Annotated in this window: 18 protein-coding genes and 1 riboswitch; of the genes, 6 read left to right on the forward strand and 12 right to left on the reverse strand. The window is 57.9% G+C overall.

Annotation, left to right across the window (positions count from 1 at the left end; genetic code table 11):
• Positions 1 to 829: 829 nt before the first annotated feature.
• The gene (locus IGS16_RS02270; RefSeq protein ID WP_225894587.1) at positions 830 to 2,044 is read left to right on the forward strand and encodes a SpoIID/LytB domain-containing protein; all 1,215 of its coding nucleotides are present in this window, start codon (positions 830 to 832) and stop codon (positions 2,042 to 2,044) included.
• A gap of 18 nt (positions 2,045 to 2,062) precedes the next feature.
• Here the strand turns inward: IGS16_RS02270 and IGS16_RS02275 are convergent, their stop codons facing one another.
• A complete protein-coding gene (locus IGS16_RS02275; protein WP_297082981.1) occupies positions 2,063 to 2,980 on the reverse strand; it encodes an aspartoacylase in 918 nt (305 codons plus the stop codon).
• 537 nt (positions 2,981 to 3,517) lie between these two features.
• Here IGS16_RS02275 and IGS16_RS02280 point away from each other — a divergent pair.
• Together IGS16_RS02280 and IGS16_RS02285 are read left to right on the forward strand one after the other, a co-directional pair.
• The gene (locus IGS16_RS02280) at positions 3,518 to 3,706 is read left to right on the forward strand and encodes a hypothetical protein (RefSeq protein WP_297083050.1); all 189 of its coding nucleotides are present in this window, start codon (positions 3,518 to 3,520) and stop codon (positions 3,704 to 3,706) included.
• 199 nt (positions 3,707 to 3,905) lie between these two features.
• Complete coding sequence (locus tag IGS16_RS02285) at positions 3,906 to 4,250, forward strand: hypothetical protein (protein WP_297082983.1); 345 nt, start codon at positions 3,906 to 3,908, stop codon at positions 4,248 to 4,250.
• A 60-nt stretch (positions 4,251 to 4,310) separates the two neighbouring features.
• On the opposite strand, the gene lepB is transcribed toward IGS16_RS02285, so the two are convergent.
• From lepB to miaA, 8 genes are all read right to left on the reverse strand, one after another.
• On the reverse strand, positions 4,311 to 5,030 hold the full coding sequence (lepB, locus tag IGS16_RS02290) for a signal peptidase I (RefSeq protein WP_297082984.1): 720 nt from the start codon (positions 5,028 to 5,030) through the stop codon (positions 4,311 to 4,313).
• Between the two features lie 29 nt (positions 5,031 to 5,059).
• On the reverse strand, positions 5,060 to 5,827 hold the full coding sequence (locus IGS16_RS02295) for an FAD-binding oxidoreductase (protein WP_297082985.1): 768 nt from the start codon (positions 5,825 to 5,827) through the stop codon (positions 5,060 to 5,062).
• Positions 5,828 to 5,855: 28 nt separating this feature from the next.
• Positions 5,856 to 6,016: riboswitch (cobalamin riboswitch) on the reverse strand.
• Between the two features lie 159 nt (positions 6,017 to 6,175).
• On the reverse strand, positions 6,176 to 9,691 hold the full coding sequence (locus IGS16_RS02300; protein ID WP_297082986.1) for an efflux RND transporter permease subunit: 3,516 nt from the start codon (positions 9,689 to 9,691) through the stop codon (positions 6,176 to 6,178).
• A gap of 155 nt (positions 9,692 to 9,846) precedes the next feature.
• Complete coding sequence (locus IGS16_RS02305) at positions 9,847 to 11,214, reverse strand: efflux RND transporter periplasmic adaptor subunit (protein WP_297082988.1); 1,368 nt, start codon at positions 11,212 to 11,214, stop codon at positions 9,847 to 9,849.
• A 425-nt stretch (positions 11,215 to 11,639) separates the two neighbouring features.
• Positions 11,640 to 12,506: a PHP domain-containing protein gene (locus IGS16_RS02310; RefSeq protein WP_367185706.1), complete on the reverse strand. Its 867-nt coding sequence runs from the start codon at positions 12,504 to 12,506 to the stop codon at positions 11,640 to 11,642.
• Positions 12,507 to 12,535: 29 nt separating this feature from the next.
• On the reverse strand, positions 12,536 to 14,011 hold the full coding sequence (locus IGS16_RS02315; protein WP_297082993.1) for a leucyl aminopeptidase: 1,476 nt from the start codon (positions 14,009 to 14,011) through the stop codon (positions 12,536 to 12,538).
• A 207-nt stretch (positions 14,012 to 14,218) separates the two neighbouring features.
• Positions 14,219 to 15,208 carry a hypothetical protein gene (locus IGS16_RS02320; RefSeq protein WP_297082994.1) on the reverse strand — a complete coding sequence of 330 codons (990 nt, stop codon included), beginning with the start codon at positions 15,206 to 15,208 and terminating at the stop codon, positions 14,219 to 14,221.
• 210 nt (positions 15,209 to 15,418) lie between these two features.
• Positions 15,419 to 16,459, reverse strand: coding sequence for a tRNA (adenosine(37)-N6)-dimethylallyltransferase MiaA (miaA, locus tag IGS16_RS02325; RefSeq protein WP_297082996.1), 1,041 nt, complete (start codon positions 16,457 to 16,459; stop codon positions 15,419 to 15,421).
• A gap of 577 nt (positions 16,460 to 17,036) precedes the next feature.
• Between miaA and gyrB the strand changes: the two genes are divergently transcribed.
• From gyrB to IGS16_RS02340, 3 genes are all read left to right on the forward strand, one after another.
• Positions 17,037 to 18,974: a DNA topoisomerase (ATP-hydrolyzing) subunit B gene (gene gyrB, locus IGS16_RS02330; protein WP_172354480.1), complete on the forward strand. Its 1,938-nt coding sequence runs from the start codon at positions 17,037 to 17,039 to the stop codon at positions 18,972 to 18,974.
• A 71-nt stretch (positions 18,975 to 19,045) separates the two neighbouring features.
• On the forward strand, positions 19,046 to 19,276 hold the full coding sequence (locus IGS16_RS02335) for a hypothetical protein (protein ID WP_297082999.1): 231 nt from the start codon (positions 19,046 to 19,048) through the stop codon (positions 19,274 to 19,276).
• A 7-nt stretch (positions 19,277 to 19,283) separates the two neighbouring features.
• On the forward strand, positions 19,284 to 19,601 hold the full coding sequence (locus IGS16_RS02340) for a transposase (RefSeq protein WP_297083002.1): 318 nt from the start codon (positions 19,284 to 19,286) through the stop codon (positions 19,599 to 19,601).
• Positions 19,602 to 19,779: 178 nt separating this feature from the next.
• On the opposite strand, the gene IGS16_RS02345 is transcribed toward IGS16_RS02340, so the two are convergent.
• From IGS16_RS02345 to IGS16_RS02355, 3 genes are read right to left on the reverse strand one after another with little or no spacing between them, the layout of a single operon-like run.
• Positions 19,780 to 20,127 (reverse strand): hypothetical protein, encoded by a 348-nt coding sequence (locus tag IGS16_RS02345; protein ID WP_297083004.1) that lies wholly within the window; start codon positions 20,125 to 20,127, stop codon positions 19,780 to 19,782.
• 49 nt (positions 20,128 to 20,176) lie between these two features.
• Complete coding sequence (locus tag IGS16_RS02350) at positions 20,177 to 20,731, reverse strand: Uma2 family endonuclease (protein ID WP_297083006.1); 555 nt, start codon at positions 20,729 to 20,731, stop codon at positions 20,177 to 20,179.
• 17 nt (positions 20,732 to 20,748) lie between these two features.
• Positions 20,749 to 21,294, reverse strand: coding sequence for a Uma2 family endonuclease (locus IGS16_RS02355; protein ID WP_297083008.1), 546 nt, complete (start codon positions 21,292 to 21,294; stop codon positions 20,749 to 20,751).
• Positions 21,295 to 21,297: the final 3 nt, after the last annotated feature.

The following is a 21,297-nucleotide window of genomic DNA, read 5'->3' on the forward strand; positions in this document are numbered from 1 at the left end:
CACCCATCCTGGACAAGCAGCCCATGACCTGTGCAAATCGCGGTTGACCTAGCTCAGGTATTCTCCGAGCTTTTGAGCGTAATACTATTTCAGAACCTTGAAAAAATCTGCCATCAGCGTCAGTGCTTCTGGTGTAAGTTTGGTAACGCAGCAGTCATCGTTTGGGCTGTCAACTACAGCGGGGCTTCGCGATGAATTAGATCGAGCTACAACATTGCTCTTTGTGGCTTTTTGTCCAGATTTGGAGTCAGATGAAGTTGCCGTCTTTGCTGCGCTTTTGGTTATGCGAGTTTTTGTGCGGGGTGGCATACGGTGGAGGTCGCTTAGAATCTAGGTCGGTCTCAAGTATTGAAGACACTCTTTTCTCGCTATATGCCCAAGCGGTAATAAGAGTGGCTGGGATAGCTGACTCTCTGGGATGGCTGACTCTGTCGATTGAGCACCACGTTTCCTGAATTAGCTGACTCTGGCTGGAACTAATTAGACAGATTACGCGGTCTGAATAAGAAAGGCTGCATTTTCGGAGTTTCATCGAAACTTTACAAAGTGGGATTTGCCTTTGCGTTGCCCTGCAAAGCGTTGATGCTCAAGGATTGTAGGTCTCCGAGCAACGCTATGTAACTGGGGGTGAGTACAGAGAACGAGGGCGATCGCCCTCACTCTGCGTTCAACCCAACATTCCGTGATACCCTTCTGTAAAGAATCGTAGCGACGGTTTTGCTACAAATTTTTTGATTGTTTCGCCTGTAACTCCCGAAAAACCAGTCCCATCTGTCCCTAATTTTGTCCCTGATCCTGAACAATCTGTCTCTGTCGGTGTGAGGTTGTTGTGATTCAAACGCTGAAATACACGGGCTTTTTGCAAGCCCTCGTCAAGCTGGGTTTCAAACTGGGCAAACGCTCCTGGTGGCTGACGGCAGTGCTGTGGCTGGTGGCGATCGCCCCTGCTCGTGCCGAACTTGACCTGCGCGTGTCGATCGAGCGCGACGTGCCCGCCGTGCAAATTGGCAGCAACACCGCCTCTGTTCTCAAAGATGGCTCTGGGCGGGTGCTGGGGCAACTTCCTCAGGGAACCTCCCTCATCGCCACGCCCGATACCGCAGGTCTGAGGGTAAACGACTGGCAACTTAGTGCTGTCTGGCTAGAGCCGCAAAACGGCGGCTTTGTCTACATCGACAACCCCAACGACAACACGCGCGGCCGTTACTATCGCGGGCGAGTGCTGGTGGTTCCCACCTCCTCCGGACTAACTGCTGTAAATTATGTTGACCTGGAGGAATACCTCTACAGCGTGGTAGGCAGTGAAATGCCCGCAAGCTGGCATCTGGAAGCCCTCAAAGCCCAAGCGGTTGCTGCCCGTACCTACGCCCTCTATCAGCGGCAGACTAGTGGCAACACCGTCTTCGACGTAGGCAACACAACCCGCTGGCAGGCCTATGGCGGCGCAGAAAAAGAGGCTAGCAGCACGATCGCTGCTGTGCGAGCAACCCGTGGGCAAGTGCTAACCTACAACGGGCAACTCATCAACGCAGTTTATCACTCCTCCTCTGGCGGCCATACGGAAAACTCCGAAGATGTATGGGTGAGTCCGCTGCCTTACCTGCGCGGCGTGCCCGACTATGACCAAGCAGCTCCTGTGTTCCAGTGGACAGAAACCTTTACGGCTGAGCAGATGCGGCAGCGCATTACAGGCGTTGGCAATATCCTCCGGTTTGAACTGGTACAGGCTTCGCCCAATCAACGGTTGCGGCGAGTGCGCGTGGTAGGCGATGCAGGCAGCAGAGAGCTAACGGGCGATCAGATGCGGCAGGCGCTAAATCTCCGCAGCACCCTGTTTACAATTCAACCTCAAGCGGGTCAGGTGGCCAGCGCTCAGGGCGCAGCAGCTCCACCCAGCTTCCAGGTGACGGGACGGGGCTTTGGGCATGGCATTGGTATGAGCCAGTACGGCGCGTTTGGCATGGCTTCCCAAGGCTCTAGTTATCGAGACATCGTGACCCACTACTATCGCGGGGCGATTCTGTCGCGCATTCGGGTGCAATAGCGCTGGTGCATAGTGGTTCTATTCCTGCGGTTTTGCGAATAGCGGTTCTATCGCGCCCAATTGGATCTCTTGCCGCTGCGTTAGCACCATCGCAATGTCTTTCTCATAGTAGGCGGCCTCGTTGATAAACACGGGAAACGTGACGGTTTCGCCTGTATAGGGCAGGGTTTCTCCGGTGAGTGAGAGAAACATTGGGTCATCAGGACTCAGTCTTTCGTAGTCCTGCCCCTGGAGTTGGGGATGGATCATAGCGGTGATTTGTCCCTCGGCATCTCTGGGGTAGGGCACCGTGCCCAAATATCGATAAACAGTTAGCGGTTGTACCGCAGGCAACGGTTTGTCCCAGTTTTGCTGGTCTAGCACATCCAGGATTTGCTGAACCAACGCCTCGGTGCGCTGAAACAGGTCAGCCCGCAGCACACCCTGAGCCACCGGGCCAACCTCTAGGCAAATGCCAAACCGACCGAGCGATCGCAGCGCGTCTTGCTGTCGCCCTGAGTCGGCCGAACTGTAAATCCGCAGGTCGGGCTGTTGGGCGCTGAGGGCTGCTGCCAGTCTCAGTTTAAACGGGTGGTGATCATCCAAGATTAGCGTCATCCCCATGTTCGACGTGGTGCTGTGGATATCGAGAATGACATCGGCAGGTGTGGAGCCGGATGGCCCAAAGCGGCGGTTGATTTCTTGCGCCCGACGGATTTCATAATCGACGGGGTCTGGTAGTTCCAAATGGGCGCGATCGCAGCATCGGTTCATATCCTGATCGACATAGCGCACCCCAGCGGCGATCGCCTCCAGATTGCTCAGCAGCGTCATCGTCTCGAAACTGGGGCGCGAGATGAGTTGGGGAGCGTATTGAAATCTCCGGATCAGGTAAATTCCCGTCAACTCGTTGCCATGTGTGCCGCCGACCAGCAGTACTCGCCGAATCCTATCCATATTTCTATAGCTATCTCTATAGCTTGCCTTAGTGTCTTATTCATCTCCGACAGGACTTACCCGCCTGCGATGGAAATTTCGGGGTTGAATCGTGTTTCGCAGGCGCAGCTCATCAGAAACCTTTCAACTGCATTCCTTTTCTCTTAAATCGAGATGAGGCCAGAATAGCGCGAGAAGCCTGGGGGTTGCCGCAGTTATAATGCCTTGATGTCGCTACCTATGGCGATCGCCCAAGAGGCTATGCACCCACCCTCAGGAAACGAGTGCTTTATATTCCTGTAGATAGAAAAGCCCGTCTCAAACCTATAACCAAGGGCGATCGCCCAACACTCCCTGTGGGAGATACCAATCACATCGCATCAATTTATGCTGTGATACAGCAAGATTGAAACAGCGATTAAAGGTTATCACGCTGCCCCAAATTACCAAATTAATAGTTGAAAGGGCAATGTTTGGGTCGCCAATGTATCTCAATCTCGCGCCAATAATCTCTGAGTTGAGGTGCTAAACGTGCTGAGTTTTAATGCTTTGTTTTTAGTGGAACCTGCGGTTTCTGCTGCCCAAGAAGGTGCGGGCGTGTCTCTGGCTGCGGTATTTGTGGTTGGCTTTCTGGCTGCGGCAGGTCTGGGTTCTATCGCCTGGTACAACTCTCGCCGTCCGACGGGTTGGGAAGATAAGGAGCGTCCTGATATTGTGCCCGAAGTCGATCCGAATCCACACGTTTAATTCAGGTTTGGATTGAGAAAATGATTGGGGCGATTAACAAGAACTGGGCTAAAGGCTGGGCTTCAGTTTGAAGTTTTTGGATTTCTGCGCGTTTTCTTTGAATTTTCTTTGAGTTCTTGTAGGGATTTTTGAAAAGAGGGCGATCGCCCCCAAAACCCTTCCCTCAAGATTGCTTGCAAATCTATTGGAGGATAATTCCATGTCAACGAACGAACGAGTCGAACGGGACACCTATGATCGCGGGATTATCCCCGCTGAAACTGCCGCCCGCAAAGAGCGCGAAGGCGAGAACTACAAGCAAACCCCGACCGCTGAAGGCGACATCGATACGGCTGCGGGCTATACGGTAGACAACGAGGGCCTGGTGAATAATTTCGCCGTTGAACCCGAAATGTATTACGAGGTGCCGGGCGACCTGAAGGCGAAGGAAGAGGCAGAAGAAGCCGCCCGCGCCGCCGAACTCGCCGAAATTAACGACACCGATGAAGACGGCAAGTTGACCGAAGATGGCGACAATCGCAGCAAAGGCGTTGGCGTGATCTAAATTCAGCCAAAAGGCTTGCTGAGCGAAGGTGGGAAGTGCTGCCGATGACGGGGCGCTTCCCTATTCGTTTAGTGCGGCTGGAGCAAGGACAGATATGCCAGGATCTTTCGCTTCTATCTTGCCAAAGCGAGCGATCGGATAGAAGCGGAAGATGGCTCGACCGATGATGTTTTTAACAGGCAGAAAGCCCCAAACGTGGGAGTCGTTGCTGTTGTTGCGGTTGTCGCCCATGACAAAGACGTGGCCCGGCGGCACCGTTACGGCACGCATTTCATAGTTGGGGGGTTCGGCAATATAGGGTTCCGTCAGGGGTTTTCCGTCGATCCAGACTTTGCCCAGGTGAACCTGCACCGTTTGTCCGGGTTGACCAATCACCCGCTTGATGAACGCCTGATCGGTCGTGTAGCCCAACTGCTGAAGCTGGGTCGGTGGGTCGAAGACCACGATGTCGCCCTGCGCCGGAGGATGCAGCCGATAGGACACTTTTTCGACCACTAGGCGATCGCCCACTTGCAGCGTCGGCACCATCGAATCCGATGGGATATACCTCGGCTCCGCTACGAATAGCCGAATCACGAGCGCCAGCGCAAGGGCGATCGCCAGCACCAGTCCGTTTTCTCGCTGGGTCTTCCAGAAGCCAGCGCTGCGCTGAGGTGGCTCATTGGCGCGATCGCCCGCCAGGGCTTCGGGCGGCTCTGGAGACGCAACCGTTGGGCTGGGTTCGATGGCGTTGGGCAGCGAGGCGTTTGATGCAGGCGTGTCACCGGGCGGAGTCGTCATGGGAAAACGCAGGCGGCTAAAAAGAGTAGTTAAAAGGCGTAAAACGATTCGGAGCGTACCTGGTCTAGTTTAGCCCCCAGCAGCACCGCTACGTCCTGAAGCTGGGCCGGGCGATCGCCCACCGCGCAAATGTCTACATCCACCGCTGTCAGGTCGATGCCCGACTGTGCCAGGGTTTGACCGATCTGGTCGGGCTGCGTCGGCAAATAGTGAAACAGCGGCCACTGCTGCTGGAGCGATCGCCAATCCGCCTCATACGGCAGGCAGTCTGGCGTTTCTGGGTTCGCCTGCACCAGCCACACGGGCCGATCAAAGCCCTGCTCTCGCAGCCAGTCGATCTGGCTTTTTAGCGGGGCAATGCCCGAACCCTCGGCAATATACAGGCGCGGCCGATCGGGAATGTGCGCTAGCGTCATCAAGCCGTAGGGCCCGCGCAGGGCGATCGCCCCGCCGATGGGTAAATCTTGCAAATAGGCAGAACTCCAGCCCACCCGCGACACGCACAGTTCGACTTCTGGACAACGCGACGGCGACGACGCGATGGAGTAAATCTTGCTGAACTGCTTGCCATCTCGCTGAAACCGGGGCCACACTGACTGCCCAGGCCAAAACCGAAAATCTGGCTGATCTAGGTATAGGCGAATGGCCTGAATCGTTGGCGTAAGGGCGATCGATGACAGCACCGTACCGACGCAATCCATGGCCGGAAGGGGAGTCGGCGGCGGGGCGATCGCCGAACGAACCCCAGGCGCACTAACCTCCGACAAAAGAGGCTGTCGCCGTTCTAAATTGTGCATTCTCACCTCGACCCGTGCATCGCGGGCATCGCAATGGACAACATCGGGCGGGCATTCTGACTTTGAGGCGGGTTTTGCACGATGCGCTCTGGCACGGCTCAAACCCCTCATTCACAGTTGCGGCACAGCGCCGGATTTGCACCGGACTTTCCCCACAAAGTTGGCAAAACCGCAGGGCGATCGCCCCTTGCATAGCAAACATCTGCTGTCTGGACTGATCCTCCAGACAACCCGAATTCGTCCCGAAATTGTAGCTCGGATTGGGTCAGGTCGTCGCAAGCTGAAAATTACGGAAAATTACGGATCGTTGCAACCCTGGCAAACCGGGGGCTGGGCTGGCGTCCCTGCCTACTTGGTCAGCGGCTGCTTGCGAGTCGAGCCGCTGAGTTGCCGCAGCCGCTTGGCGCCCAGCTTTGCGCCTTTGGCCCAGGGCACTTCATGCAGCAGCGTGTAGAAGCTGGGAATGATGAACAGCGTCAGCAGCGTCGCCAGCGACAGACCCGAAAACACGACAATGCCTAGCGGCCGCAGGAATTCTGACCCTTCGCCAATGCCCAGCGCCAGCGGAAACATCCCCAGCACGGTGGTAATGGTAGTCATCAGGATGGGCTGGAGGCGCTGCGGCGCGGCTTGCAGCATGGCGCTGCGGTGGTCTAGGCCTTGCTCTTCGCGGATTTGATTCGCCAGTTCTACCAAAATAATGGCGTTGTTGACCACAATGCCCACCAGCAGCACCGCGCCCACGATCACCGTCGCGCCGATCGCCGTTTGGGTCAGGAACAGACCGAAAATGCCGCCTGCCAGCGCCAGGGGAACCGTCAGCATGATCACCAGCGGATCGACCAGCGAGTTATATTGCACCGCCATCACCACAAACACCAGAAAGGCGGCCAGCCCCCCCAGCAGAATCAGGGATGAACGCACTTCCTGGGCGCTTTGGGCACTGGCGCTAGGCAGGCGGCTCACGCCTTCGGGCAGCGTCAATCCCGCCAGGATCGCGTCCGACTCGGCGATTGCATCGCTGAGGTTTGCGCCATCCACCAGGTTGCCTACGATTTGAAAGATCTGCCGCTGGTTGATCCGCTGAATTTCTCCGGGCGCTTCGCCAGCCTCGATCCGCGCCACGTCGGCCAACCGCACAAGCTGTCTGCCGCTCGTAAAGACAGGCAGTTGGGCAAGCTGGGCCGGGCGCTGGATGGCATTGTCGGCAAGCTGCACGCGGATATCTACCAGGCGATCGCCCCGCTGAAGCTGCGTGGGCACTGATCCCGTAATGGCGGTCTGAATCGTGTCGCCAATGTCTTCGGTGGAAAGTCCCAACTGCGAAGCCCGCTCCCAGTCTGGGCGCACCTGGATTTCGGGCTGCGCCTGATCTGCATCGGGGCGATAGCGGGCCTGCCTGGCCTGCGAATCGAGCGCCGCCAGCACTTCGCGCCCTGCCTGCTGTAGGGCACGGGTGTCACTCCCCTGGAGCAGGATATCTACATCGGCCCCGCGCACGGGCGAGTTATTCACAATCAGCCCGCGCACCGATTCTGGACTCAGCCGCAGGCGCGTTCCCACCAAGTTCAGCCGATTCAGTTCGGCGGTCATCCGCTCCGTGAACTCAGCCACATTGGTTCCTGGCTTCAGGGTAATGGTGCTGGAGCCGCGCAGGGGGTTGGCGTTGGTGTTTGTGCCAAACAGCGACCCGCCTGCGGTGGAAAAGAGATACTCCACTTCGGGCTGTTGCAGCAAAATCTGGTCGGTCAGTTCCATCACCCGGCGGTTGTCTGCTAGAGAGGTGCCGGGGGCAAACTGGGCGTTGAGCCGGGCCTGGCCCGTGTTGATGCGGGGCAAAATCTCCTGCGGAAGCTGACCCGCCATCCAGAAGCTCGTACCGCCAAACAGGGCGATCGCCAGCCCAATCACCACCAGCCGATGCCGCAGCACCCACGATAGCCCCCGCACATAGGTATGGGTCGCATCTGCCAGCCGCGCTCGAAACGCCCGCAGCGGAGCCGAATCGCCCACCCGACTCGACCAGCGCACCGCCAGCAGCCGCGAGGTCAGCATGGGCACCACCGTCAGCGCCACGATCAGCGAAGCTGCCACCGCAAAGCTAATGGTGAGAATCAACTGGCTAAATAACAACGAAAAGAAACCGCCAATCAGCAAAAAGGGCAACACAGACACCAGGTTGGTGGTTGTAGACGCGACCAGCGCCGATTCTAGCTGCTGGCTGGCCAGTTCCGCTTGCCGCAGGAGAAATGCCGTCGCGCTGACCCGTTTGCCTGTGCGTCCACGGGTCACATTTTCAGCATCGCTGCTGGGGTCATAGTCGTGTCCACGGCTGGCATAAATCCCGTTGCCATTCCCATTCCCGTTGCTCTTTCCGCGTCCATTCCTGTTGCCATTGCCATTTCCATTACCATGTCTATTGCTGGAATCGTGACCGTTGCTATGTCCATTGCCGTAACCGTAATCATGCCCGCCGCTGTTCGATTCATCCGGTATTTCCACATCCTCGGTCGTGGAGTATTCAGCAGTCTCAATGCTGTTTACGGCGCGGCGACGCTTGGCAGTCTCTACGCCCTGCACAATGCTCTCCAGCATCACGATGGAGTTGTCCACCACAATGCCCACGCCCAGCGCCAATCCGCCCAGGCTAAACACGTTTAGCGTCAGCCCGAAGGTGCCCATGAGCAAAATCGCAATCAGCGTGGCCAGAGGAATGGCGAATACGATGATCAGGGTTTGGCGGAGTGAGCCTAGAAACAGGAGGACAGCGATCGCCGCCAGCAGCGCCCCGATTAGTCCCGACATGGCCACGTTGGAAATCGAGTTGCGAATAAACCGCGACTCGTCCAGCGTCGTGCGAACCGCCATGCCCGTTGGGAAGAGTCCCGCTTGCTCCAGTTCTGCCAGCCGCTGCTTCACGCCTTCTACCACCGACACCGTATTGGCATCGGGCTGCTTTTGAATGCTGACCTTGACCGCCGGGTCGCCGTTCAGCGTCACAAAAATCCGCTGTTCCTCAGTGCCATCCACCACCTGCGCCACATCTCGCAGGTAGACGCGCCGCGCTTCTGGAAAACTGCTGGTCGATGCCTCGCCGCCAGACGCGCTGCTGGCCCCGTTCACGGGCAGCGACAGGTTCCGCAGGTCCTCTGCCGACTGGAACCGTCCGACGGTGCGGATCAGCACCTCCTCTTCCCCGCCTCGCAAGCGACCGCCCGATACATCCTGATTGCGCCCCCGCAGCGCGTTGAGCAGATCGGTCAAGCCCACACCTAGCGCTTGCAGACGATTGATGTCTACATTGACCTGCACCTCTTCGCGCACGCCGCCCGACACATCCACACTGGCCACCCCCGGCACCACCGACAGTTCCCTCGCCAGTTCTTCGTCGGCAAACACGCGCAGATCAACCGACTGGAGCGAATCGGATGTCAGCGCAAACTCATACACTGGAAGCTGGGACGGGTCAAACTTAAAAATTCGCGGCTCTTGAATCGTGTTGGGCAATCGGCTGCGGGCGCGGTTGAAGGAAGCCGTTGCGTCATTTAAGGCGCGATCGATATTGCCCCCAGGACGAAAGTAGAGGTCTACGCTGACCTGCCCCTCCCGCGTTTGGGAATAGATTTGCTGCACGCCATCGGTGGCCGAAAATGCCTGCTCCAGCGGTCGTGTAATCTCGTCTACCGCCACTTCTGGCGCAACCCCCGGCGCATCCACCCGCACCCCAATGCGCGGATAGGTAATCGACGGTAGCAAATCCACCGGCAGCCGCACCAAGAAGAAAACTCCCAGGACGATGGCCGTCAGGGTAAGCATGAGCGTGCCGATGTGGCGGCGGATGGAGAGGGTGCTGAGGGAGGTCATGGGTATAGAGAGGGGGGGAGGGGGAGAGTGTGGGGGGGTGGAGTGAGGGAAGAGAGAAAAACGAAGAGAGAAGAACGAAGAGAGAAGAACGAAGAGAGAAGAAGTTCCGTTCTTCGTTCTTCGTTTTTCGTTCTTCGTTTTTTCCGTCCCTCCCTTCAACCTTCAGACAGAATGCTCAACCGCACGGGCTGTCCGTCTTCTAGGGGGCGGCTGCTGCGGAGGACGAAGGATTCACCGGGCTGGAGGCCGGAGAGGATTTCGATGCGACCGTTTGCGCGATCGCCCACCTGTACAGGACGAGCAGCGACTTTTGCTTCGTCACCCTCGCCTTCCACCACAAACAGCACCGAGTCGTTGCCCGGGCCGCCTGCTTCTAGCGCTTCTTCGGGAATCACCACGCGGCCAGCTTGCCCCGTCTGAAACTGCACTCGCGCCAGCAGACCGCTCCCCAGTCGGCGGCCGCCGGAGTTGGGAATCACCACCTCAACGGGGACGAGTCGAGAACTGGGGTCGGCGGCGGGCGAAATGCGGCTGACGCGCCCTGCAAAGGGTTCATCGGGAAAGGCATCCAGTCGGACTTCAACAGCCTGACCGACCCGGAGTTGCCCCAGGTCAAGTTCTGAGACCTGAACGGCCACCTTGAGGGCGCTGAAGTCGCCGACCCTCAGCACTTCGTTGCCCGGTTGCACCAAATTGCCTGGTTCTGTCAGTCGTTCCAGGACAATGCCCGTGAGGGGCGCGGTCAGCAGGCTGAAGGTCTGGCGTTCGCGGGTTTCGGCGACGGTGGCCTGCTGGGCCTGGACGCGGCGCTGGGCTGCCACGACCGCCTGTTCGCGGGTGCGGATGCGCTCCTGGGCAGAGCGAAACACCTGTTCCGCCGAAAGAGCAGCGGTTTTCGCCTGGTCTGCTTGCTGCTGGGAAATGGCTCCCTCAGCGGCCAGCTTTTGCAGGCGATCGCTGTCCATGCGGGCTTGCTGAAGCTCGACTTCGGACTGGGCCGCCTGGGCACGGGCATCGCTGACTTCTGCCTGAGCTTGGGCCACCTGCGATTCCAGGGCAGCCAGTTCTGCCCGATCCTGGCTGACGGCGGCCGACAGCAGCCGACCGTCTAGCCGTCCCACCACTTCGCCCTCTCGCACCGAGTCGCCCACGTCTACACCCAACTCCAGGAGCCGCCCCTCTGCCTGCGATCGCAGCGATGCCTGCCGCACGGGTTGCGTTGTGCCTGTGTAGGTAGGCGCTTCTTGCAAAGAGCCAGTTTGGGCGATCGCCGTTTCCACCGAAGCCGGGCCGCCTTGCCCCGGCCCACCCGGCCCGCCGCCCGGTCGCCCGCCGCCCTGGCCGCCTGGTTGCCCTGGCTGGGTCTGCTGCGCCTGCGCCGTTTCAGAAGGAATGCGGCATCCGGCGATCGCCACTAGCCCCACCAGAGAACAGGCGAGAAACAGAGCAAAGTTTGAACCGCGAGGCGGACGACCGCCCTCCGCAGGCTGACGATTCCAGAGAGACGAGAGAGAGCGCAGCATAAATATCAAGTTTGAGGACAGGACTTGAGGGCAAAGTAGCTGGAGGTTAAACAGCGAACCTGAATCTTTTAGAGACTTGAAAGGCTTGAGGGAGGCGCTTTGCCAAACAGGGGCGGCAGACGCGAAACCCAGGCGCAGAATTCCGGCTGGAGACTGCTACGGAAGTCAGCGACGAGTCAGGTTTGGCGGAAGACCAGCGCGGGGCGCGAATTGGGCGTGAAGTTGGCGAATCACGGGCGGCTTGCAGAAAAAGCCTGAGCCGTGCAAACCCGGCGCATCAGGGGGCGTGGGGTGCGGGCAATCGCCTTCCGGCAATCGTTACGCTTTGTAAACCTGGCCCCTACCCTAGTATTAACTGCCTCATCATACCTGGGCAATCTACCTCTAGAGATATAGGAAGACCCGGAAACCCAGTCTGGGCGTGACTATTTTCCTATTGACCTGGATCTTGCTCCAGACTCGCGGGCCTGCGGAACAAGGGATTGGGCAGCGCGTCGCAGCGGCAACAGCAGGCACAGCGGCAGGTTGAAGCGGTTGAGGGCATAGGGCTGGTCGGCAGCCTCGCCGGGGCCGTGATAGTCGCTGCCGCCCGTTTTCAGCAAGGAGTGGCGATCGCACAGGGCTTCCAGTCGCTCAATTTGACCTGGCGTATGGGACGGGTGATACACCTCCAGACCCATGAGTCCGGCATCCAGCAGCGCCGTCAGCGTCTCTTCTAGCGGTCCCCCGCGAAACAGATAGGGATGGGCCCACACGGGCACTGCGCCGCACTCGCGCAGCAGACGCACTCCGTCCGTCGCCAAAAACTTTTCGTATTGCACATAGGCCGGGCCCTCGTCCCCCAGAAACCGCTCAAAGGCTTCCTGCGCCGTTTGCACATAGCCTGCATTCACCAGTGCCCTGGCAATGTGGGGGCGACCCGGAGCCATGCCCGCGCCCAGCTCTGGCAGATCAACCGGATAGCCCAATGCTGCCAGCTTGTCAAGCATCTGCTGGGCACGGCGTTTGCGGCCGGTGATGTGGTCTTGCAGCACGGGCGCAAGCTGGTCAGGGTTGGGATAAAAGCCCAGCAGGTGCAAAGAGCGATCGCCCCAAACGGTACTCAGCTCTACCCCAGGCACAATTTCTAAAGAATACTGACGGGCAGCGGCGATCGCCTCCTCCCAGCCCGCCAGCGTGTCGTGGTCAGTAATCGCCAGCGCCTTTATGCCCGCCGCCGCAGCCGCCTGCACCAGTTCTGCCGGAGTCAGCGTTCCGTCAGAGTAAGTAGTGTGGCAGTGCAGTTCCAGCATAGCGGCTTGGCAAAATGGCTCGTCTGGAACTAACTCAGCACCCAGTTCACCAGCGTCCGCACGGCAAACCCGGTGCCGCCCGCGTTGTTGTAGCCGCTGTCTTTGTCGATCCACACGGGGCCTGCGATGTCCAGATGCGCCCAGGGCGTGTCTTTGACAAACTGCTTCAGGAACAGCGCTGCCGTGATTGCGCCGCCCGCCCGTGGGCCCGTGTTTTTCATGTCGGCCACCACCGACTTCATGCCGTCGAAGTATTTTTCCTCCAGCGGCATCCGCCAGAACTTTTCGCCTGCGGGTTCTGCCGCCGCCAGGATTGCCGCCGCCAGTTCGTCACTAGGACTCCACAGCCCGGCCATGTCTTCGCCCAGCGCCACGATGCACGCACCCGTCAGCGTTGCCAGATCGACAATCGCCTCCACGCCCAGCTTTTCGGCAAACACCAGCGCATCGGCCAGCGTCAGCCGTCCCTCCGCGTCGGTGTTGTTGATTTCAATCGTCTTGCCGTTGGACGCAGTAAGGATGTCACCGGGGTGCATGGCGTGGCCGCTGATCATGTTTTCCGTGACGGCGCTGATGAAGTGGACTTCTACATCTGGCTGAATTTGGGCGATCGCCTTGGCCGCGCCAAAGGTGGCCGCCGCGCCGCCCATGTCGGTCTTCATCATTTCGATACCGCTGCCTGCGCCCTTGATATTCAGGCCGCCGCTGTCAAAGGTGAGGCCTTTGCCAACGATGGCCAGCTTCTTGCGGGGTGTGCCTGCGGGCCGGTAGGTCAGGTGGATAAATTTGGGCGGCAGGTCAGAGGCTTTGGCCACGCCCAAAAACGCACCCATGCCCAGCTTTTCGCACTCGGCTTGCTCCAGAATTTCGATCTCCAGACCATACTCGCGGGCGATCGCCTCTGCCGTTTCCGCCATTGTGATCGGCGTAACGATATTGGCCGGGGCGCTCACCAGTTCCCGCGCCAGGATTACGCCCAGCGAAATCTGGCGGGCCCGAGTCAGCGCGGCATCTTGCCCTTCTAGCCCCAGCAAATCGACCCGCTCCAGCGGCGGTGCTTTTTTGTCGTCTTCGCCCGATTTGAAGCGGCTATCCTGGTGCAGGGTGAGTTCAATTCCTTCGGCGATCGCCTGTGCCGTGGCAGACGCATCTTGGTTCCAAAGCGGCAGGCTCAGCCCCAGCGTCTTTGCCTTTTCGCGCTTGGCCATCCGGGCCGCCGCAGCCGCAGCCCGCCGCAGCCCGTCTAGCGTCAGATTCTCCGCCTTGCCCAGGCCCACAATGCCAATTTTTCGCACCGGACTGTTCGACCCGACGCGGGCTGCCGCGCTGCTGTCCGGCTTGCCCTTAAACTCGACTTCGGCAATGAGTTCTTGCAGCGTGCCCGCCAGCTTTTCGTCCAGCGCTGCCAGGTCGCCGCCCAGGTCTATGCCGTCTTCAAACAGACCCACCACCAGCAGATCGCCTGACCATTCCAGCAGTGGCGTATTAATCCCTCGCAGCTCCATCGTGCCCTACTTTTCACTAGTTCTAAGATTTCTTTCCAGTATTGCGTAATTTGCAGACAGTGGCTCAGGGAATTGGGGAGCCGAGCAAAGGAAGTGATGCAGGAGCGGCGCGGGCGAACCGAGCATTCCAATCCTGCATTCTGCGACATAGCATCAGTAATAAATTCGTGTATGGGGCGCGGGCGAACCGAGCATTCCAATCCTGCATTAGCCGGCTTCTCTGACGGTTGCCAAAATCGTCTGGGCGACCTGCTTGCTGTTCCAATAGCTGCCGTGGGCGCTGCCGCCGTTTGCCAGCGCCAAGAAGGTGCTTTTGAAAGGGCTGGCAACCCACTCCATCGGGCCGCCACCGCTGGTCAGCACGTCCTGAATATTTAGGTATTCCGCTTTTGCGCCCTGGGGTGCCAGCAGTTGGGGAATGACCGTCGCCAGCGGATAGGCGATCGGGTCGCCAGGATGGGCGTAGTTTTTCCAGGGGAGGGGCCGCTGGCGCTGTTGGTAAAGCGCAGCCAGAAACTTCTCCAGTCCTAGCGTGATGTCGTGGGTAAATACGGTTCGCGTTTCCTGAATCGTGAGCGTCGCAGGGGTCATTTCCTCGCGCTTGAGGTTGATCAGGTTGGCCAGGGCAATGGGGGAACCCATTGTGTGGATGCTGGTGATGAGAATGCCGTCGGCCAGGTTGGGTTCCACGCCAAAGAGGGCGCTGCGGATGGTTTGCACGTCTTGATGTCCGGGGATTTTAGGATCGTCCCAGCGGCCAGCAAAGAGAATGTCGAACAGGATCACGGTGCCCCAACTGTGGGTAATGAGGTGGAGGCGATCGCCTGCCTGTCGAGCGCTCAGAAATTGCAGCGATTGCGCCAGCAGCAGCTTGGCCACCTCTGAGCCGATGTAGCGGCTGATGTAGAGTGCCGCATCGCCCATAAACGGAATGATTCGCGTTTCGCGGAAGTCTCGAAACCAGAACTTTGACCAGTCGGGCGATCGCGCAAACAGGTCTTTTAGTTCTGCTTCCGCCTGCTTCATCAAGCTATACCATTGCAACTCCTGCATTTTGAGCGTGAGCGGGCTGGCAGCCGCCTGGTTGAGTCGGGTTATCTGGTGAATCAGGGGTTCTGCGTAGTTGGCGCTGTCTGCATTGGTCCGCTGGGGACGAACATTCACGCCATGCACAAACAATAGATAGTCGGTGGCCATGGGGCAAGCCTCCCGCCCAAGAACGCCCCCAACCTAGCACAGCCACTCTGGGGGGTTGCTGAATATTGCGAAGGATTCACAGAGCTTGCAGCGCAGATCGAAAATTGGGAGAAGTCGATTTTGGATTTTGGATTTGCGATTTTGGATTTGCGATTTTGGGGTAGAAATTTAGTGTCTGCGGGGCTTCCAGCCATTGTTCCTTGGCTTCGCTCAGAAGAGTGAATCTTTGGCTTGGGCGGGGAGCGTCGCTATAAATTGCTGAATTTTTGACCAAACGCGCTCCACCAGGTCTGGATCTTCGGTATCGAACCAGTGGATGGACGGATCGGCGCGAAACCAAGTGCGCTGGCGTTTGGCAAACTGGCGCGTGTGCAGGGCGGTAAGGGCGATCGCCTCCGCCAGCGAAACCTCTCCTGCCAGATATTGCCGCATTTCCCGATAGCCCAGCGTATCCAGCAGCGGCAGGTCTGCGCCATACTTCGCCACCAGCCCCGCCACTTCGTCCACAAAGCCCTGGTTCACCATCTGCGCGGTGCGCGTTTGAATGCGCTGCATCAGCGGGTCGGGATCGCCCTTGGCTGCGGGAGCCAGACAGTCCAGCCCAATCTGCAAAATCGGGTAGGCGGGCGGCTGTTCGCCCTGCTGCGCCGACATGGGGCGGCCTGTGACATAAAACACTTCGAGCGATCGCAGCGTCCGCACCTGATCATGGGGGTGAATTTTATGGGCGGATGTAGGATCTACCTGCTTCAGCAGGTCGTAGCAGAAGGACTGCCCCAGCCTGGTCAACTGCGATCGCAGGTCTGGCTGGGGAGCTACCTGGGGAATGCGGAGACCCCGCGTGATGGCGCGGATATAGAGGCCCGTGCCGCCCACCAGGAACGGGGTCGAGGCGCTGGGGGCAGGTTTTCTAACGCTCCGAACCCCTGACACGCTGATGGCTTCCTGCCCGCGATGGAAGGCTTCAATCAACTCGGTGGCTCGCTGCTGATACTCGGCGACTGTGAGCGTTTGCGTGGGGTCACAAATGTCTAATAAATAGTGCGGAACTTGCTGCTGTTCTTGAGAAGAAGGTTTTGCAGTGCCAATATCAAATTCGCGATACACTTGGCGAGAGTCGGCGTTGAGAATTGCGCCATTGAGCCGGGGCGCTAGATTTAGCGCCAGACCCGACTTTCCAGTGGCGGTGGGCCCACAGATTACGATTAAAATGGGGAAAGACGGGTTTAGTACAGAGGTATTATAATGCAAGGTGGGAAGTTGGGGATGCAGCAGGCTGAAAAGTAGCGATGGTAAACCTTCTGGCTAGATTTGGAGGGTGATTTCGACGGCTCAATGGCGATGAGGGCGATCGCCCCTCAGCCATCTCAGGCACAGAGTTCTGAAGCACGGCTCAATTCAGACAAATCACAGACAAATCACAGACAACACCAAGAACACCCAAAGAAGCACCGAAGAAGCCTCAAAAAGGAAATCTGGATTGCCGAGTCAAACCTTGCTCCTGTTGCCCCTGGAAGCGCATCTAAGCCTTTTGTGATATAATTTTGGATAGATTTAGTGTTTCGGCTTCTGGCTGACCTTTTAAGTCAATTTATTGGGCGATCGCCACAATCAGGCAATCCCTATTTTAGACCAGTGCGTCTTAGACCCGTTTACCAAAAGCAACACACTCGCCCAATCATGCAGATCATCGGCAAACCGTCAGGCAGCCATCAGTAAACCATCAGGAAGCCCGCCCGATTCAGTCCATCACCTGCTCGATCTATAAAATTCTTTCTAAATTCTTTCTAGGTTTCTCTATTAAGCTAACGTTTGGAGCGCTTCATCCATGACGACCAACTACGATGCCGAACAAATTCAAGTCCTAGAGGGCTTGGAAGCCGTTCGCAAGCGTCCGGGGATGTATATCGGCAGCACAGGGCCGCGGGGGCTGCATCACCTGGTCTACGAGGTGGTCGATAACTCGGTAGACGAAGCACTGGCTGGCTATTGCAAGCATATCCAGGTCACCCTCAACGCAGATGGATCGGTGACGGTGACTGACGACGGCCGGGGCATTCCTACGGGCATTCACCCGCGCACGGGCAAATCGGCCCTGGAGACCGTGCTGACGATTCTGCACGCGGGCGGCAAGTTTGGCCAGGGCGGCTATAAAGTGTCGGGTGGTCTGCATGGCGTGGGCATTTCGGTGGTGAATGCGCTGTCGGAATGGGTGGAGGTCACCGTCTGGCGCGACAAGAAAGTGCATAAGATGCGCTTTGAGCGGGGTCTCACCAAAGGCGAGATGGACATTCAGCCCTACAAGGAGAACCGCACGGGCACGTCTGTCACTTTTATGCCCGATATTGCAATCTTCACCACGGGCATCGAGTTTGACTACAACACGCTGGCAGGCCGCTTGCGGGAGCTAGCGTATCTGAATGCGGGCGTAGAGATTACCTTTACCGACAATCGCCTAGAGTTGCTAAAAAGCGACGAGCCGCGAGTCGAAACCTATCACTATGCGGGCGGCATTCGGGAATACGTGGAATATATGAACCACGAAAAGCAGCCGCTCCACGAAGAGATCATCTACGTGCAGGGCGAGCGCAACAATGTAGAAGTGGAAGTGGCGCTGCAATGGTGCGTGGATGCCTATTCCGATAATCTGCTGGGCTTTGCCAACAATATCCGCACAGTAGACGGCGGGACACACCTGGAAGGTCTGAAGGCGGTGCTGACGCGGACAATGAATGCGATCGCCCGCAAGCGCAACAAGCTGAAAGAATCCGACTCTAACCTGGCAGGGGAAAACGTCCGCGAGGGACTGACGGCCGTGATCTCCGTCAAAGTGCCCGACCCAGAGTTTGAAGGACAGACAAAAACCAAGCTGGGCAATACGGAAGTGCGCGGCATTGTGGATACGCTGGTGGGCGAGGCGCTAAGCGAATACCTCGACTTTCGCCCCAACGTGGCCGACGCGATTCTCGAAAAAGCCATCCAGGCCTTCAACGCGGCAGAGGCAGCGCGACGGGCACGGGAACTGGTGCGCCGCAAGTCGGTACTGGAGTCTTCCACCTTGCCAGGTAAGTTAGCAGACTGTAGCTCTCGCGATCCGGGCGAGTCAGAAATTTTCATTGTGGAAGGCGACTCGGCGGGCGGCTCAGCCAAGCAAGGGCGCGATCGCCGCTTTCAGGCCATCCTGCCGCTGCGGGGTAAGATCCTCAATATTGAAAAAACAGACGATGCCAAGATCTACAAAAACACGGAGATTCAGGCGCTAATCACGGCGCTGGGTCTGGGCATCAAGGGCGAAGAGTTTGACGCATCGCAACTGCGCTATCACCGCATCATCATCATGACGGATGCAGATGTGGACGGCGCACACATCCGCACGCTGCTGCTCACGTTCTTCTATCGCTATCAGCGGTCAATGGTGGATCAGGGCTATGTCTACATCGCCTGTCCGCCGCTCTACAAGATCGAGCGCGGCCGCAACCACTACTACTGCTACAGCGATCGCGAACGGGATCAGCTCATCGCCAGCTTCCCCGAAAACGCCAAAGTGGAAACTCAGCGCTTCAAAGGTTTGGGCGAAATGATGCCGCAGCAGCTTTGGGACACCACCATGAACCCCGACAGCCGGACGCTCAAGCGCGTAGAAATTGAAGATGCTGCCGAAGCCGACCGCATCTTTACCGTGCTAATGGGCGATCGCGTGGCCCCCCGCCGCGAGTTCATTGAAACCTACGGCCCGAAGCTCAACCTCACCGACCTGGATATTTAGGTTTTTGGCTTGCAGCTTATCTTTGGTGCTGTAGGGGCGACTCAGCGATCAGCCAGTCGATTCCGCCAGCCTTGAGACAACGCTATGCCGGGCGCATCCGCTATTGGTGCAGTGATGAGAGCCGCGTCGGACTGCTGACGGTTCAACATCGCAAGTTGACGGGCTTTGGGGTGCAGCCGATTGGTTCAATTCAATGGGAGTTTGTGTATCGGTGGCTGTACGGTCTAGTGGAACCGCTGAGCGATGCCTCGTGGATAGTCGAGTTCTCTCATCTCGACGGTTCTCGACGGTTCCTGTTTTGAGGCGTTTTTGCACAGCTTTGCGGCTCAGTTCCCCGATGATTTACATCTGATTCAGGTGGATAATGCCGCAGCCCATACGGCTTTGAACCTGACGATACCGGACAATGTCATCTTGGTGTTTCAGCCGCCTTATTGCCCTGAGGTCAATCCCATTGAGCGGGTCTGGCGAGAACTCAAGCGGGAGCTAGCTTGGGTTCACTTTGATGATGTTGGCCAACTCCAGCACGCCATCAGCCAGTGGGTTTGTCGCCTTTCGGCTGAGTCGCTGCGATCGCTGACTCAGTGGGATTGGATTGTCGATGCTCTATGTGTAGCGGGTATTTAGAGAATTGATATAACACCTCCACTTTTGCAGAGTTTCCAGAACCACCGAACGCTATTGCTGGCTAGGCTTTGGAGGCGATCGCAAAGTGTCTCCAAAGGAGAACTACCTATACACAAAACACCGAAGTTCTGGCATTTTGTGAGGACTTTGAGCCGCTGCGGATGGGGAAGGCTTTGATCTAGGCGCTGCGCTCTGTCAGCACCGTGACCAAGCGCACGAGAGCGGCGGTGGTGGCTGCCTGCTCTGCGCTGATTCTCGACTGGTTCTCTACGACAGTTGCCAGCCGCTCTAGCTGCAAATCGAACCGCGTCAGGGTTTCGGTCATCACGCCCATCTGGTGAGTGAGCGTGGCGATCGCCTCAGCAATGCGGTCAGGCTTGGCATTTAGCGCGGCATCGCGCTCTGCTGCTGCCTGACTGTTGCTGACGATTAGCTCCGACAGATAGCCGATCTGCTGGGTCGAGGTTTCCAGCAGCCCGGCTACGCGGTCGAGGCGTTCATCAATATTCGGTCGGTTGTCACTCATGGTGATTCTCCTTTGGAGATGTTGGGCGATCGCCCCTGCTGAGAGTGTCCTAGCACCTGAGCAGCCAATCCACCGACACCGTTACATCAGGGAACACCAGCGGGCTAAGGTCGCCAGACTCTAGCGTGATGGTAGAGCGGTAGTCTCCCTCGAAAGGGTTGCGCTTCACCACTAGCGTCCTTTGTCGCAGGTTTACGACCCAATATTCTGCGATGCCCGAAGCTGCATAGGCGCGGCTCTTTTCTTCCAGGTCTTTCGTCAGGCTGCTGTCGGCAAACTCAATCAGCCAAAAAATGTCGGACGCTTGCGGGTGGCGATTGCGATAGCCGCCTTGCCGCCGTCGCACGATTGCCAGGTCTGGCTCTGGCTCTGAGTTTGTATCTAGCAGCGTGATGGGATGCCCCTCTCTCACCTGGGCGCGATCGCCCAGCAGTGCAATCAAGTAATCTCTGGTCTCGGTGCTGAGATCCCCATGGTCTGTCCCCTCTGAGGGCATCTCGATGATTTCTCCATTCAGTAGCTCGACTGGCAAGCCTTCTAGGATGCCCGCCTCAACCATCCGGTGATATTGGTCAATCGTGAATTTTGCTGTCTTGACCGTCATGGCGATTCTCTACCTCACTAGAGCAACAGTGCGACCGGGATGAGCAGGTCAGGAAACGCTAGGGGTGAAATAGTCCCCTGTGTGAATTCCTGGCGATCGCGATATTGCCCATCCACGGGGTTTCGCAACACAATCAGCACGCCTGTCCGCAGGTTGATGATCCAGTATTCAGGGATATTGGCGGCGGCGTAGATTTCTGCTTTGATACCCAGGTCTTTTTCTAAGCTGGCGTTGCTGTATTCCACAACCCAGTAAAGGTCTTCTGGATAGGGATGGTGCTGGTCATAGCGCTCCTCTGGCATTTGCGCGATCGCCAGATCAGGTTCTGGCTCTGAACCATCCCTCAGCGTGATTGGGGCTGCGGGGCGAACCTGGGCGCGATCGCCCAACAGCTTTTGCAAGCGCCCGCCCGCTTTGATGCGCTTGTTGACATGGGGAATCCCTTCAGGCGACATCAGAACGATCTCTCCTCTCAATAGTTCAACCTGCTCATCTTCCAGTACGCCTGCATCAACCATCCGGTGGTACTGGTCAAGCGTCCATCTGGTCTTTGTAGTGGTCATGGT

It is taken from the genome of Thermoleptolyngbya sp. C42_A2020_037 (assembly GCF_015272455.1).
Classification (GTDB): Bacteria; Cyanobacteriota; Cyanobacteriia; order Elainellales; family Elainellaceae; genus Thermoleptolyngbya.

Coding starts and splice junctions, on each gene's coding strand:
- IGS16_RS02275 (WP_297082981.1), bottom strand. CDS start 2,980: ATGGATAGGATTCGGCGAGTACTGCTGGTCGGCGGCACACATGGCAAC.
- IGS16_RS02285 (WP_297082983.1), top strand. CDS start 3,906: ATGTCAACGAACGAACGAGTCGAACGGGACACCTATGATCGCGGGATT.
- lepB (WP_297082984.1), bottom strand. CDS start 5,030: ATGACGACTCCGCCCGGTGACACGCCTGCATCAAACGCCTCGCTGCCC.
- IGS16_RS02295 (WP_297082985.1), bottom strand. CDS start 5,827: ATGCACAATTTAGAACGGCGACAGCCTCTTTTGTCGGAGGTTAGTGCG.
- IGS16_RS02300 (WP_297082986.1), bottom strand. CDS start 9,691: ATGACCTCCCTCAGCACCCTCTCCATCCGCCGCCACATCGGCACGCTC.
- IGS16_RS02305 (WP_297082988.1), bottom strand. CDS start 11,214: ATGCTGCGCTCTCTCTCGTCTCTCTGGAATCGTCAGCCTGCGGAGGGC.
- IGS16_RS02310 (WP_367185706.1), bottom strand. CDS start 12,506: ATGCTGGAACTGCACTGCCACACTACTTACTCTGACGGAACGCTGACT.
- IGS16_RS02315 (WP_297082993.1), bottom strand. CDS start 14,011: ATGGAGCTGCGAGGGATTAATACGCCACTGCTGGAATGGTCAGGCGAT.
- IGS16_RS02320 (WP_297082994.1), bottom strand. CDS start 15,208: ATGGCCACCGACTATCTATTGTTTGTGCATGGCGTGAATGTTCGTCCC.
- gyrB (WP_172354480.1), top strand. CDS start 17,037: ATGACGACCAACTACGATGCCGAACAAATTCAAGTCCTAGAGGGCTTG.
- IGS16_RS02345 (WP_297083004.1), bottom strand. CDS start 20,127: ATGAGTGACAACCGACCGAATATTGATGAACGCCTCGACCGCGTAGCC.
- IGS16_RS02350 (WP_297083006.1), bottom strand. CDS start 20,731: ATGACGGTCAAGACAGCAAAATTCACGATTGACCAATATCACCGGATG.
- IGS16_RS02355 (WP_297083008.1), bottom strand. CDS start 21,294: ATGACCACTACAAAGACCAGATGGACGCTTGACCAGTACCACCGGATG.